Source organism: Tatumella saanichensis (assembly GCF_000439375.1).
In the GTDB taxonomy this organism is placed as follows: Bacteria; Pseudomonadota; Gammaproteobacteria; order Enterobacterales; family Enterobacteriaceae; genus Tatumella; species Tatumella saanichensis.
On the sequence record NZ_ATMI01000040.1, the window covers coordinates 152,718 to 167,119 of the forward strand.

Consider the following 14,402-nt stretch of genomic DNA (forward strand, 5'->3'; position numbering starts at 1 on the left):
ATACAGACGGCGTTTTTTTACGGCCAGAAAAATTATTTCTGAGCGCGTTTGAAAGATTCGACGATCTCTGCTTTAGCGGCTGCCGCATCGGCCCAACCGTCTACTTTTACCCACTTGCCTTTTTCCAGATCTTTGTAGTGTTCAAAGAAGTGAGAAATCTGCGCACGCAGCAGTTCTGGCAGGTCGTTAACGTCCTGAACGTGGTCGTACTCTTTGGTCAGCTTGGTGTGCGGAACCGCCACCACTTTCGCATCTTCACCGGATTCGTCGGTCATTTTCAGAACGCCAACCGGACGGCAACGGATCACAGAACCTGGCTGTAACGGATGCGGGGTCGGAACCAGCACGTCAACCGGATCTCCGTCCAGGGACAGCGTATTGTTGATGTAACCGTAGTTGCATGGGTAGAACATGGCGGTAGACATGAAACGGTCAACAAACAGGGCGCCGGATTCTTTATCAACTTCATATTTGATCGGATCAGCATTCGCTGGGATTTCAATGATCACGTAAATATCTTCTGGCAGATCTTTACCTGCTTCAACCAGGTTCAAACTCATCGTTTAATTCCTTTAGTATCGTAAATTCAGTGGCCGGTATTATAGCTAACTGGCGATGAAAGTAATGTCTCTTTTTCTTCTTTCAGAGTGATCCCTGCCCAGTCATACGTGGGTTTGGGGGCAGTTAGCCACAGGATATCGGGATACATCCGTGAGCAGGGAAGTGGGTTTAGACGGCGACATACCGTGTCACAGGAAGAAGGCAGAAAGGCTTATCCGGCCAGTTTGTCCAGCCGGATAAGCGTCAACCGTTAGGATTCTGGGTTTTCGCGGATAAAGTGTTCCACATTGTCGACCATTGCGGTGTTACCGACAAAGAATGGGCTACGTTGATGGATGCTTTCGGGTTTCAGCTCAAGGATACGGTTAACTCCATCGCTGGCTTTGCCGCCAGCCTGTTCCGCCAGGAAGGCCATCGGGTTGCACTCATACAGCAGACGCAGTTTCCCATTTGGGTACTGTGCGGTGCTCGGGTAGAGATAAATTCCGCCTTTCAGCAGGTTACGGTGGAAATCTGCGACCAGAGAGCCGATATAGCGTGATGTGTAAGGGCGGCGGCTCGCTTCGTCATCTTCCTGACAAAATTTCAGGTAGCGTTTCACCCCTTTAGGGAAGCGCGAGTAATAACCTTCGTTAATCGAATAGGTATAGCCCTGCGGCGGGAACATCATGCGTTCTTGGCTTAGGCAGAACAGCCCCAGTGACGGGTCATAGGTAAAGGCATGTACCCCGTGACCAGTGGTGTACACCAGCATGGTGGATGAGCCATAGACCACATAACCGGCAGCCACCTGTTGGGTACCGGGCTGCATAAAGTCTTCTTCGGTGACCGGCGTGCCGGGTGGGGTAATTCGGTGATAAATGGAGAAAATCGTGCCGACGGAGACGTTCACGTCGATGTTCGAGGAGCCGTCCAGTGGGTCCATCAGCACCACATATTTTCCGTCTTCCACTCCTTCAAAGATCACGAACTCATCTTCTTCTTCAGAGGCGATACCGGCGACGATGCCACGGGCTTTAAGGGCCGCTTTCAGCTTTTCGTTGGCGAACAGGTCCAGCTTCATCTGCTGTTCACCTTGCACGTTCTCCACACCGCTGGCACCGAGAATATCTACCAGTCCGGCTTTGTTGATATCGCGATGGATCACTTTAGCACCCAGCTTAATCGCTGAAATCAGTGCGGTCAGTTCACCGGTGGCATGAGGAAAATCATGCTGCTTCTCAACTATAAATTCACCTAATGTTTTCATAACAATTCTCTGGAGTGGTTAATTAATGACTTACCTAATATTAACACCAATGCAAATTTTAAGGGTGAGAATACGTCGATCAATCATCTGTTTCTCTGGGACGGATTCAGGGGTTAAACTGTAGCCGAACTTTTGGTAATGGATCTGTTTATGCGAATTCACATTCTGGGTATTTGTGGCACATTTATGGGCGGGTTAGCAATACTTGCCCGTGCGCTGGGGCATGAAGTCACCGGATCAGACAATAATGTCTACCCGCCTATGAGCACTCTGCTGGAACAGCAGGGCATTGCGTTAACCCAAGGCTATGACCCGGAACAGCTGGATCCGCAGCCGGATCTGGTGATCATCGGTAACGCGATGGCACGGGGAAATCCCTGTGTGGAAGCGGTACTGGAAAAAAATATCCCTTATCTGTCAGGGCCACAGTGGCTGCACGATTATGTGCTGCGTGATCGCTGGGTGCTAGCCGTGGCTGGGACCCACGGCAAGACCACTACCTCCGGTATGGTCGCCTGGATCCTTGAAGCCTGCGGCCTGGCTCCGGGCTTTGTCATCGGTGGCGTACCCGGTAACTTTGATGTGTCAGCCCGTCTTGGTGATAGTCCGTTCTTTGTTATCGAAGCGGATGAATATGACAGTGCATTTTTCGACAAGCGTTCCAAATTTGTCCATTACTGCCCGCGCACGCTGATCCTCAATAACCTTGAATTTGACCATGCGGATATCTTTGACGACCTGCGGGCCATTCAGCGGCAGTTCCATCATCTAGTGCGTATCGTTCCCGGTCAGGGCAAAATTCTGTGGCCAGAGCAAGACCGTGCATTGCGGGAAGTCTTGCAGATGGGCTGCTGGAGCGAACAGGAAACTCTGGGCGGTGCAGGACATTGGCAGGCCCATAAACTGACCGAAGACGCTTCCCGTTGGGAAGTGCAGTGTGACGGTAAGCGAGTGGCGGAAGTGGACTGGTCGCTGGTGGGTGAACACAATATGCACAATGGCCTGATGGCCATCGCCGCCGCTCGGCATGTGGGGATCACGCCACAGAATGCGGCCAGCGCACTGAATGACTTTATCAACGCTAAACGTCGTCTGGAGCTGCGTGGCACTTTTAACGGTATTGACGTCTATGACGATTTTGCCCATCACCCGACGGCAATTCAGGCGACACTGTCGGCGCTGCGCAGTAAAGTCGGTGATCAAGCACGCATCTTAGCGGTACTGGAGCCCCGCTCCAACACCATGAAACTGGGCGTTAGCAAAAATGAACTGGCTCCGTCATTGGCGAAAGCGGATCAGGTGTTTCTGTATCAGCCGGCACATATCGGCTGGCAGGTCTCTGAAATCGCGGATGCCTGTCAGCAACCGGCATATTGGAGCGCGGACATTGATGCGCTGACAGAGATGATTGGCGGTGAAGCAAAACCGGGGGATACGGTGCTGGTCATGAGCAACGGTGGATTTGACGGGATCCATCAGAAATTACAGCAACGTCTCAGCGCCTAAGGGCAGGCGTCCGGCCGGGCGGACTGCCGCCCGGTCTGGACAGTTATTCGGCTTCAGCCAGCTCACGTAGGTACTGGAAAATCAGTCGTGCTGATTTCGGCGGCTTGTTAGCAGCCTTTTCTTTCTGAGCATTACGGATCAGACTGCGCAGCTGCTGGCGGTCTGCCGCCGGATACAGTGTCAGTACTTCTGTCATCGCGTCATCACCTTGGGTGATCAGGCGGTCACGGATCCCTTCCAATTTGTGGAACAGCACCACTTGCTGATTATGGCGGTTCTTTAGCTTATCCAGCGCTAGGCGGATTGGCTCTACATCACGGGCACGCAACAGCTTACCAATTAACTGAACTTGACGGCGGCGGGCCTCTTTCTTAATGCGCTGGGCCAGTTCGACGGCATCGCGCAGCGGTTCATCCAGCGGAATGCGCTCTAACTCATTTTTGCTGAGATCAATCAGCTCGGCACCCAAGCGTTTTAGCTCTTCGGCATCACGTTTAATTTCACTTTTACTGACCCAGATAATCTCTTCATCTTCATCATCTATCGGGTCGGGCTCATGGTCGAGCCAGTCATCGGGCTGTCTGGTCATTCTCGTGTTCCTAGAAAAAGAGGCTAATCCTAACAGGTTACGGTGTGACTGCGAAATTGTTCTCTGACTCTGTTAGACTGAATATATTCATACATAAGAGTAGACGGCAGATCGATGAACGTATCAACTCAGGTTGCAGAACAACGTAAAGTACTGGAACAGGCAGTTTCTCACGCCCTTGAACTGGCGAAAGCCACCACCGACGGCGCAGAAGTTGCGGTCAGTAAAACCACCGGCATTAGCGTGAGCACTCGCTATGGCGAAGCGGAAAACGTGGAATTCAACAGTGACGGGGCGTTAGGGATCACCGTTTATCTGCAGCAGTGCAAAGGCAGTGCCTCGTCTACCGATTTAAGCCCAGAGGCGATTGCCCGTACCGTACAGGCAGCGGTCGATATTGCCCGCTACACCTCGCCAGACCCTTATGCCGGAGTGGCGGAAAAAGAACTGATGGCCTGGGATGCGCCGGATCTTGACTTGTTTCATCCGCTGGACATCGACGTCGATCGCGGGATTGAACTGGCGGCAGCCGCTGAACAGGCCGCCCTGCAGGCGGATAAGCGAATTGTTAACACCGAGGGCGGCAGCTTCAACAGCCATGCCAGCATTCGTGTGTTCGGTAACAGCCACGGCTTGCTGAAAAGTTATTGCAGTAGTCGTCATGGCATCTCCGCCAGCGTGATCGCGGAACAGGACGGCCACATGGAGCGTAACTACGCGTATACCGCGGCCCGGGATGCGGCAGATTTACACAGCTCACAGTGGGTCGGTGAAGAGTGTGCCCGTCGTACCTTGGCCCGCTTGGCGCCGCGTAAATTATCTACCCGCAAAGCGCCAGTGATCTTTTCTTCTGAGGTGGCACCGGGGCTGTTCGGCCATCTGGTCGGGGCAATCAGTGGGGGCAGTGTCTACCGCAAATCCACGTTTTTACTGGATTCAATGGGGCAGCAGATCTTCCCTGAGTGGCTGAGCATTGAAGAGCGTCCCCATATCCTTAAAGGCGTGGCTTCCACGCCATTTGATAGCGAAGGCGTACGCACCCAGGACCGGACTATTATCGATCAGGGTGTGCTACAACAGTGGTTGTTGACCAGCTACTCTGCCCGCAAACTGGGACTGCACAGCACCGGCCATGCCGGGGGGATCCACAACTGGCGGATTGCCGGCCAGGGCAGTTCTTTCGATCAGTTGCTGAAACAGATGGGCACAGGTTTGGTGGTCACTGAACTGATGGGCCAAGGGGTCAGTGCCATGACCGGTGACTATTCCCGCGGTGCCTCAGGTTTCTGGGTTGAGAACGGTGAAATTCAGTACCCAGTCAGTGAGATCACTATCGCCGGCAATCTCAAAGAGATGTGGCAGAATGTGGTCACCATCGGCGATGATATCGAAACCCGTAGTAATATTCAGTGCGGCTCGGTACTGTTACCTGAAATGTATATCGCCGGCCAGTAAACGGCATTCTTGGATGGCCGCGTAGGCGGCCCGACTCAACGGAGTAATACTATGCGTCGTATTAGCCTAGTGGCGTTGTCGGCCTCACTGTTCTGTTTTTCGATGATGACCGAAGCACAGTCACTGTCTCAGGATATGGATATTCTTGGGGTAAACCTAGTCACTGTACAACACAGCAATAATGCCGCAGAGATGCAGCAGGCATTGAAAAAAATGCGCGCTGCCGCGCTGGATGCCGAAAAGCAAACGCCGTATAGCCTACAGGGCCAGGCCGCTGACAGTGCCTCGATGACCGCCTACCGTGCCGGTATCCATCAGTTGATCGCTCAGATTGATGTGGTCGATAAACTGGTCCAGCATGGCAAGCTTGATCAAGCAAAACAGCAGGCCCGCAAACTGGTCGATATCCGTAACCAGAACCACAGTAAATTCCGTTAAGGGCTGAGGGTGCCCGCAGAGGGCACCCTGCTCACAGCAGTGCTTCCGATCCCAGAGAACGAACCAATGCCTGCCAGTGCTTCACGATAATCGGATCATCGCCGTGACTGAAACGGGACGACTGTTCACGCACTTTTTCGATGGCCGCCTGCGGGGCCAATTGTAACTGTTCACGGCCACCGGCCAAGGCGGCAACCTGAATATTACAGGCCCGTTCTAACACATGCAGGTGACGGAATGCTTGGGCTATATTCACACCAGCGGCCAGTAAGCCATGATTACGTAAAATCATCACATCACTGCCCCCCAGATCGGCCACTAACCGTTGTTGTTCATCCGTGTCCAGCGCTACCCCTTCATATTCGTGGTAGGTGATCCTGGAATAGAAACTTAAGGCATGCTGAGAGATCGGTAATAGCCCCTCACGTTGAGCAGAGACGGCAGCACCGTCACGGGTATGGGTATGCAGGATCACTTTGAGATCCGGGCGGGCCTGATGGATAGCGCTGTGGATCACGTAGCCAGCTTGGTTGATCCCAAGCCCGGTCGGGTCATCAATAATGGTGCCGTGAACGTCGATACGGATCAGGTTATGCGGGGTGATCTCCTCGAATAACAGCCCATAAGGGTTAATCAGAAAATGCTCCTCTTCACCCGGCAATCGTGCGGAGAAGTGGGTATAAATATGGTCAGTGAGTTTCAGCTTAGCGGCCAGTCGGTAGGCCAGTGACAAGTCACGGCGGACCTGATACTCCGCGTCTGACCAACCGGTGGTGGTCGGGGCTATCGGACGAACTGCATGCGTTGTGCTCATAATACTTCCTGTCGGTGAATTACCAATCGGTGCCCTGACCCAGCAGAGCAAGAATTTCCTGACGTTGACGAACCAATAGTGGTGCATCGCGGTGACGCGGGAATGGGGCTGGATTGTGAAACTCAGCCAGAATCCGCGCCGGACGTGGAGAGAAGACGATGACCCGATGGCTCAGTAACAGTGCCTCTTCTACATCGTGGGTCACCAATATGCTGGTGTAACCTTGGGTCTGCCACAGACGGATCAGTTCGCTTTGCATGCGAATACGGGTCAGCGAGTCCAGTTTACCTAGTGGTTCATCCAGCAACAGCAGACCTGGCTCATTAAGTAATGCTCGAGCGAGGGCTGCACGCTGTGCCATGCCGCCGGAGAGCTGGGAGGGCCAGGCATGACTGAACTCTTGCAGTCCGATGCGCGCAATCAGTTGATCGGCTTTGGATTCCAGCCCCTTTTCCCCTCTGGCCTGAGGACCGAGCAAAACGTTCTGCCGGACAGTGAGCCACGGATAGAGGGTCGGATCTTGAAAGACAAGGATCCGCTGCGGATCGGGGGCAGTGATCGGCTGTTGATCGGCCAATAACTGACCCTGTTGCAATGGATCTAACCCGGCCAATAGACGTAGCAGTGTCGACTTTCCGCAACCGGATGGGCCGAGCAAGGCCACACTTTCGCCGGGGGCGATCTCGAGACTGACGTTATCCAGTACCGGTAATTGGCGATCTTTCAGCGTGAAGCGATGACTAATATTTTTCAGGCTGACAGACAGTCCGCGTCCGGGAGTGAGCTGTGGGGCGGTATTTACCATTTTACGGTTCCTTTTTGCCAGCGTAACACGCGGTTTCTGACCAGAAACAACAGGGTGATCAACCCAGAACAGAGCAGGGCCATCAGCAGTAAGGCGGCATACATATTGGAATACGCCGCCCAGCCTTGTGCCCACTGCAGATAGAAACCAATCCCGGATTTCACGCCGACCATTTCCGCAACGATCAGCACCGAGAATGAGGCGCCAAGCCCCATAAACAGGCCGACAAATACGCTTGGCAGGGCGGCTGGGATCGCCACTCGTAGGATCAGAAAGCGGCTGTTGGCACCCAGCGTGCGCGCGACGTCATACCAAGCTTTATCAATGGCAGCGACGCCGGACCAGGTAAGCACGGTTACCGGAAACCAGGTGGCCAGCGCGATCAAAAAGACACTGGCATCATGGCTGGTGGGAAACAGAAAAAAACACAGCGGCAGCAGCGCGGTGGCCGGTACAGGGCCGAGGATCCGTAACAGGGGATGGATCCAGTATCCCACCTTCGGTGACCAGCCAATAGCAAGGCCGACAATAAAGCCTGCTACCGTCCCCAGTACCACACCACTCATCAACAGTGACAGTGAGTGATACAGACTGTCGAGCAGGCGCGGCCAGTCGTCGTGGAAGACTTGTAACAGCGCTTGAGGGGGAGCAAAAAAAGGTACTGGCAACAGCAGTAACTTAGCGGTCAGCAACTGCCAAGCGCTTAACAGCAGTGGCAGAGCTATCAGCCAACCAGCGGCATGACGCAGCTGTGGCCAATGCGCGGACCAGCGGCTATAGCTCAACGTCATGATCAGCAGTAACACGCCAAGGGTGGCATTGATCTCTGCCCACAGCGTCGAATACGGCCAGTTCCGGGCGGCATCCGGCCAGTAACGGGTGATGGCGGCAGAGGCGAACCAGGCCAAGGTCGCGATAGCCCCTTTTAGCCATACCCGCGGCAGGACCAGCCGTTGTTCGGTGATGACCTGGTCAGGCGAAAACATTTGCATAGATACTCTCCGCAAATTGGTGAGGATCGACCGATGGGCTGATCACCTGCACCCGTTTTAGGTCGGTGACGTATTGGGTCATTTCGTTCACAAAGACTTGGCCGACGGCATGATGATCATGAGCTTGGCTCATTAAAATCGCTGCTACTTCCTGTGGCGTGGTGTTGAGGGCATGGGCCATAAATTCGGTACCGACTTTTTGCGGGTTATGGGCCGCAAAGCTGTGCGCATCCAACAGAGCCTGGGTTAACGCTGCCGCTGCAGGTTTATGTTTGCGAACCAATGCACCACTGACGCCGATCACGCAGCAACTGAGGTGAGCATATTCACCGGACATATTGCTGGCCAGCAGATGGTATTTACCGGTATCCAACAGGCGGGTACTGAAAGGTTCGCTGCCGCTGATGGCTGCGATTTCGCCTTTATCCAGTGCTTGGCTCATCAGATCCGCGGGATAGACTTTCCACTGCACGTCCGATATCGGGTCTACTCCCTGATTTTTCAGCAAGATAGCAAAGAAGTTCTTATCCGGCCCTGCCATGTCAGTGACACCGATAGACTGGCCTTTCAGGGTTTTCAGTGAGGTATAGGGGCTATTATTGGCGGTCAACAGGCTCAAACAGCCGCCATGGGTGCCTGCGGTTAGCTTGACGTCAAACCCCTGCTCCAGGGCTTTCAGCCAGCGTAGTGCCATACCAATCCCCGCATCCGCCTTGCCGGTCGCAATCGCTTGTAGCAAGACATCTGTCGAGTTGCCGAAATTAACAAACTCCACATCGAGGTTGTACTTACTAAACAGATCCTGCTGTTGTGCCACGGTAACAGGGGCGATACAGATCGCACTCTGATTGATGGCCAGCTTAAGTTTAAACGGTTGTGGTAGACGCAATGATGATGTGTCGGCAACGCCTCCAGAGGTGTTATCAGCCGTTTCTATCATTCCCGCCATACCGGGCATGCTAGTAGCGGAACCGTCGGCTGCCCATAAAGGGGAGGAAAATCCCCCCAGTAATGATGCGGCAGTGAAACCAGACCCCAGAGCCAGGAAACGTCTACGGGAAAAGTGTGTTGGGCGCATAATGCTTTCCTTGTAATACTCTCCCTGCGTGGGAGAGGATGTTGTTCAGAAAAAGGGTAATAGCCCGCGGTCAGTCTGCGGCACTGTGTAACTGTTGCCGCCCAGCTGTAACCCAAGCGCTGTCTTTTTGCGGGGTATGAATGCGCCCGCAGAGCACATTGCGGTAGTGACGTTGCAGCGGGTTATGACGTGTCAGCCCATGGTTTCCGCAGAGCTGCAACGCCAAATCAACGATCTGGATCGCATTATCAGTGATGGTTACTTTAGCCAGTTCAGCCTCGCTGTGACTCAGACCGTCACGAGCCGCCTGTTCAAGTAGGGTTCGATTAACTAACAGCAGAGCTTCAATCTGTCCTGCCTGTTCTTGCACCCGCGGCAGAGTGGCCAAGGGTTTACCGAGACCGGAAGGGGTACGGATCCGCAGCCACTGATACAGCCAGTCACGGGCACTGCGAGCAATCGCGTCATAAATGGCAGCCAGTAACGCGGTATTGGCATTCGCCGTCGCGGTAGCCGCGTCACTGTCAAACAATGGCGGGGCGTTAAACGGGTGCACTTCTGCTGCATAACTGAGCGGTACCGTGACGTCTTTGAGGATCACTTCATGGCTGCCCGTACCGCGCATCCCGAGATGATCCCAACTCGGCACGACCGTGATCCCGGGTGCCGATTTTGGGACTAGCCAACTGCCCACCAGTGGCACCTCATCATCACTGCGTGCCCAGACGGCCAACCAGTGCAGCCCTTCAATACCGGTGGTGTAGAGCTTATGGCCGTTGAGTACCCAACCGGTCGCGGTGCGCCGGGCCAAAGTATGGGGTAAGCCGCCCCGTGCGGGAGACCCTAGGTCCGGCTCTACCCGCAGACTGTTAATCAACCCACCTTCCGTGACAGCGCTTTCAGAGACCCGGCGTAGCAGATCCGTCGGCCAGTGTGAATGGCGGCGTAGTCGCAGATGGTAGAGATAATGCATACAAACAATCAGCGCAGTAGAAGGTTCACCTGCGGCGATAGCGCTGATCACCTGTTGCAGCTCTAGCAGTGATGCACCGCCGCCGCCAAAGGTTTCCGCAGTCGCCAGCCCGCAGAGCCCCTTTTGCTGTAACCAGCTCAATGTGTGATGGGGAAAAGCGGCATCTTCATCGATTTGCGCGGCACTTTCCGCCATCCGACGGGTAATTTCTGACAGTGATGGGCGGTTTTCCGCGTCTAAAAAGGGGGAGCCAGCCTGTTTCATGGGCATTTCCTTGTTGTCCTCAGGCCCGCTTCAGGGCGGCTTGCTCACGGCGAGCCACTTTTTCACGGGTCAGAGGCAGTAATTCTTTACCGTAGTCCAGGGCATCATTAAGCGGATCAAAACCGCGGATCAGGAAGTTGCGTACTCCGAGGTCGTAATAATCAAGGAGTGCATCAGCGACCTGATCCGGGGTGCCGACCAGTGAGGTAGAGTTTTGTCCACCACCGACCAGACGAGCAATACCGGTCCATAAGCGTTTATCCACTACGTCGCCGAGGGCTGCCGTTTCCCGCAGTCGCTGCGCACCGACACTCTGTGGTTTGCTATCCGGTTTTAGCGGCCCACTGACGCGCTGACGCTCAGTCGCAGTGGCAAGGATTTGTTCTGCTTTCTGCCAAGCCGCCTGTTCGGTATCGGCAATGATGGGCCGGAACGAGACACTGAATTCTACGTTGCGACCATGACGGGCAGCTTCGGCCCTGACCCGTTCAATGGTTTCGCGGGTTTGGGCGAGTGATTCTCCCCATAATGCATAGACATCCGCATGCTTACCTGCGACGCGGATTGCAGCCTCTGAGGAGCCGCCAAAGAAAACTGGGATTGGCTGCTCAGCGGCGGGGCGAATGGCGGAGACCGCCTGCTCTGCTCGATAAAAATCATTATCAATATCGAACGGTTTTTCGCTTTGCCATACCTGTCTCACCACGTCCAGAAACGCATCGCTGCGGGCATAGCGCTGGTCGTGATCCAGATAATCGCCGTCACGGCGCTGCTCGGCATCGCTACCGCCGCTGATGATATGGACTGCCAGCCGGTTATCCAGTAGCTGATGCAGGGTGGCGAATTTACGCGCCGCTAAGGTCGGCGAGACAAATCCCGGGCGGTGGGCCAGCAGGAACTTAATTTTTTCCGTGGACAGTCCAGCCAGCGCCGTGACCAGAAATCCGTCCGGCTGGTCGGAGGCATGAGCCACCAGCAGTCGGTCAAACCCGGCGTGTTCATGGGCGCGGGCGATACGGGTGATGTAATCACGGTTGAACACAGGGCCAGACGGGGCGATGGTTTCAGACGCCAGGCGATGGCTGATCATTCCGATAAACTGCACGCTCATAAGTATTTCCTTCATTCAAGGTGATAACCGGGCGGCCTCCATCAAGAGGAGGTTGTTTTTTATACTGTAATCTCGGCGTTAATATGATCAAAATTCATTTTTATGATTAGCTATCATGCGATGAAGATATAAAAATCAGGGTGTACTCTGCGTGGAGTTAGCCGCATGAGTCAGAAAATCAGTATCAGCGAATTGCCGGACAGTAATTTTTGTCGGCAGGATCCCGTAGTGATAAAAACGGTCAGCCGTTTGTTGCAGGGCATTGAGATCAGCTTCCGTGACCGGACGTGAGATGCTCGGACCACGGGAGGTGATCAGTTGCGCGGTTTTCAGTGGCAGATGGCTGAGTTGCGCATAACTGCTGGCATAAAGCGCCGGATGGTCGATAGCCCACTGCCGGGCCTGACGTACCCGTTTAGCGAAATCCCAGATTGCCTGTCGCTTGTGGGGATCCGCTAGCGAGGCGGTGGTGGCGCTGAGAAATGAGAAACTGGTAGTGAGATGACTGGCATCGGTCAGTAGACGAGCCCCGTTTTCCTGAGCGACCGCCAGATACGGGTCAAACACCGCCCACGCCTTGATTTGCCCACTGTCAAAGGCAGCACTGGCATCGGTGGGTAACACAAAACGGAGGCGGGTGGCTTGGCGGTCGATGCCCGCTTTGGCGAGCGCCAGATACAGCAGATTTTGCGAGATACTGCCGGCAGCGGATGAAACCACCACCTGTTGTCCTTTAAGGTCACTGATAGACCGGATTGGACTCCCAGCAGGCACTACGATGCCATTCCCTTTCCCCGTCGCGACATCCGTCTGCAGGATAGTCAGCCGAACGCCACCGGCCAATGCCTGTAATACCGGCAGGTCACCGGCGAAGGAGGTATCCACCGCATCTGCACGCTGGGCTTCAAACAGCGGTGCTGCCCCTTGGAAATTGGCCCAACGGATCTGATAGGGCAAATTATTCAATACCCCAGCGGACTCCATCAGACTGCGCATAATCCGGGCTTGATCGCCAATAACCAGCGTAGTGTCTGCTGCATGCACTGAAAGGCTGCTACTTAGCAACAGCACTGTAGTCACTAGGCCGGCGAACTTGTTCCGGCGCGGGGTGACTGTTTTCTGAGTGGTCATAACCATTTCCCGCCGCGATAAAATGTGATATTTACGTTAGCAAAGTGATTTTTATTCACGAAATTCAAATTTAAGCTAAGTTAATATGCGCAATGCTCATAAGGGAAATGGATGCGAATCGATGATATTGAAGCGCTACTCGCCGTAGTGCAGTTTTCCTCCCTTAGCCAAGCGGCTGAACACCTTGGGATCACCCAATCGGCAATTACTCGCCGTTTACAAAGCTTAGAGCAGGCGCTGGGGGCGCAGTTACTGGACCGCCAGACCAAACCTTTACGGCTAACTACCGTGGGTCAACGGGTTTATCAGCAGTGTCTGACCCTGAAACGGGAAACACGACGCCTATATGCGCTGGCGGACCCTGATGGGGAGGCCCGTGGCCCATTGCGACTCGGTCTGCCACAAAGCCTGAGTGAGCTCAGCCTACCGCCGTTATTAGAAGGACTACGTCGTCACTCACCGCAGGCAGAAGTGACGGTCAGTTGCGGTTGGGGAGGGCAGTTGTTACAGCGTATGGAAAGTCTGGACTTGGATGCGACGCTGGCCATTGGTCCGGCAGGTTTGACCGTGGCGGGGCATCTGCACGCTGAACGGATCAAACCGCTGGAGGTCGTTGTCATTGCGCGTAAAGGGATGTTCAGCCCAACAGTCTCTCTGAGTGACGCTGCCCGAAGTGGCTGGGTACTGAATCCAGAAGGCTGTGGCCTGAGAGCGGGGATGATCCGTTACTTGGAACAACAGGGCTGTCCGTTGAAAGTGAATGCCGAAAGTGTTGGAGCCTACCTACAGGCCGAACTGGTCGCCGCGGGAACCGGCTTGGGTATTCTGCCCCGAGGCGTAGTGGATAGCAGCCCGCAGCACAGTCGCATCGAAGTGATTGCTGAACAGGAGTATTGCCCAGAGAGTTTCTTATGGCTGATCTCTGCCCCAGAACAAGGCAATCTGATGCCGGCTATCCGTGAATTTGCGCGGTTGGTTGCGGAGCAACTTCCCTGATCGGTAAGCCCCCACGACAGGCAGGCCACGCAGTCTTTTTTCGGAAGCAGAAAAGCAAAAAACCGCCGTAGCGGGTTTTCACAGAAAAAGTTGAAGCTGACTGGTAAGCCGCATTCTTTCATGAAGAGTGTCGTGGACATGTCCACGACAGGCAGGCCACGCAGTCTTTTTTCGGAAGCAGAAAAGCAAAAACCCGCCGAAGCGGGTTTTCACAGAAAAAGTTGAAGCTGACTGGTAAGCCGCATTCTTTCATGAAGAGTGTCGTGGACCTGTCTACGACAGGCAGGCCACGCAGTCTTTTTTCGGAAGCAGAAAAGCAAAAACCCGCCGAAGCGGGTTTTTACAGAAAAAGTTAAAGCTGACTGGTAAGCCGCATTCTTTCATGAAGAGTGTCGTGGACAGGTCCACGACAGCCAGACGGGTTCGTTGCTGCTAAATTG

Annotated in this window: 14 protein-coding genes; 4 read left to right on the plus strand and 10 right to left on the minus strand. The window is 54.3% G+C overall.

The features are described from left to right. Positions 1–32: 32 nt before the first annotated feature. Together ppa and fbp are read right to left on the minus strand one after the other, a co-directional pair. On the minus strand, positions 33–560 hold the full coding sequence (gene ppa / locus DW47_RS0111495) for an inorganic diphosphatase (protein WP_029686564.1): 528 nt from the start codon (positions 558–560) through the stop codon (positions 33–35). A gap of 251 nt (positions 561–811) precedes the next feature. Then, on the minus strand, positions 812–1,810 hold the full coding sequence (gene fbp / locus DW47_RS0111500) for a class 1 fructose-bisphosphatase (RefSeq protein WP_029686565.1): 999 nt from the start codon (positions 1,808–1,810) through the stop codon (positions 812–814). A gap of 150 nt (positions 1,811–1,960) precedes the next feature. On the opposite strand from fbp, the gene mpl reads away from it, so the two are divergent. Beyond that, entirely contained in the window at positions 1,961–3,316 is a 1,356-nt protein-coding gene (gene mpl / locus DW47_RS0111505) for a UDP-N-acetylmuramate:L-alanyl-gamma-D-glutamyl-meso-diaminopimelate ligase (RefSeq protein WP_029686566.1), read from the plus strand. A 43-nt stretch (positions 3,317–3,359) separates the two neighbouring features. On the opposite strand, the gene yjgA is transcribed toward mpl, so the two are convergent. Further along, on the minus strand, positions 3,360–3,905 hold the full coding sequence (gene yjgA, locus DW47_RS0111510) for a ribosome biogenesis factor YjgA (RefSeq protein WP_029686567.1): 546 nt from the start codon (positions 3,903–3,905) through the stop codon (positions 3,360–3,362). 114 nt (positions 3,906–4,019) lie between these two features. Here yjgA and pmbA point away from each other — a divergent pair, with 114 nt between their 5' ends. Continuing rightward, positions 4,020–5,360, plus strand: a complete 1,341-nt coding sequence (pmbA, locus tag DW47_RS0111515) for a metalloprotease PmbA (protein ID WP_029686568.1) — start codon at positions 4,020–4,022, stop codon at positions 5,358–5,360. A gap of 51 nt (positions 5,361–5,411) precedes the next feature. Then, complete coding sequence (cybC, locus tag DW47_RS0111520; protein ID WP_029686569.1) at positions 5,412–5,798, plus strand: cytochrome b562; 387 nt, start codon at positions 5,412–5,414, stop codon at positions 5,796–5,798. A gap of 31 nt (positions 5,799–5,829) precedes the next feature. Here the strand turns inward: cybC and DW47_RS0111525 are convergent, their stop codons facing one another. From DW47_RS0111525 to DW47_RS0111555, 7 genes are all read right to left on the minus strand, one after another. Beyond that, a complete protein-coding gene (locus DW47_RS0111525) occupies positions 5,830–6,612 on the minus strand; it encodes a class II aldolase/adducin family protein (protein ID WP_051150919.1) in 783 nt (260 codons plus the stop codon). Positions 6,613–6,631: 19 nt separating this feature from the next. Then, positions 6,632–7,417: an ABC transporter ATP-binding protein gene (locus tag DW47_RS0111530; protein WP_029686571.1), complete on the minus strand. Its 786-nt coding sequence runs from the start codon at positions 7,415–7,417 to the stop codon at positions 6,632–6,634. After that, positions 7,411–8,409 (minus strand): ABC transporter permease, encoded by a 999-nt coding sequence (locus DW47_RS0111535; RefSeq protein WP_029686572.1) that lies wholly within the window; start codon positions 8,407–8,409, stop codon positions 7,411–7,413. Before DW47_RS0111535 ends, DW47_RS0111530 begins: the two co-directional genes overlap by 7 nt. Next, entirely contained in the window at positions 8,390–9,487 is a 1,098-nt protein-coding gene (locus DW47_RS0111540; protein ID WP_029686573.1) for an ABC transporter substrate-binding protein, read from the minus strand. Before DW47_RS0111540 ends, DW47_RS0111535 begins: the two co-directional genes overlap by 20 nt. 70 nt (positions 9,488–9,557) lie before the next feature. Continuing rightward, on the minus strand, positions 9,558–10,724 hold the full coding sequence (locus DW47_RS0111545; protein ID WP_029686574.1) for an acyl-CoA dehydrogenase family protein: 1,167 nt from the start codon (positions 10,722–10,724) through the stop codon (positions 9,558–9,560). Positions 10,725–10,743: 19 nt separating this feature from the next. Then, a complete protein-coding gene (locus tag DW47_RS0111550; protein WP_029686575.1) occupies positions 10,744–11,835 on the minus strand; it encodes an LLM class flavin-dependent oxidoreductase in 1,092 nt (363 codons plus the stop codon). Between the two features lie 135 nt (positions 11,836–11,970). Next, positions 11,971–12,966: an ABC transporter substrate-binding protein gene (locus tag DW47_RS0111555; RefSeq protein ID WP_051150920.1), complete on the minus strand. Its 996-nt coding sequence runs from the start codon at positions 12,964–12,966 to the stop codon at positions 11,971–11,973. A 111-nt stretch (positions 12,967–13,077) separates the two neighbouring features. On the opposite strand from DW47_RS0111555, the gene DW47_RS0111560 reads away from it, so the two are divergent. Then, positions 13,078–13,962 carry a LysR family transcriptional regulator gene (locus DW47_RS0111560; protein ID WP_029686577.1) on the plus strand — a complete coding sequence of 295 codons (885 nt, stop codon included), beginning with the start codon at positions 13,078–13,080 and terminating at the stop codon, positions 13,960–13,962. Positions 13,963–14,402: the final 440 nt, after the last annotated feature.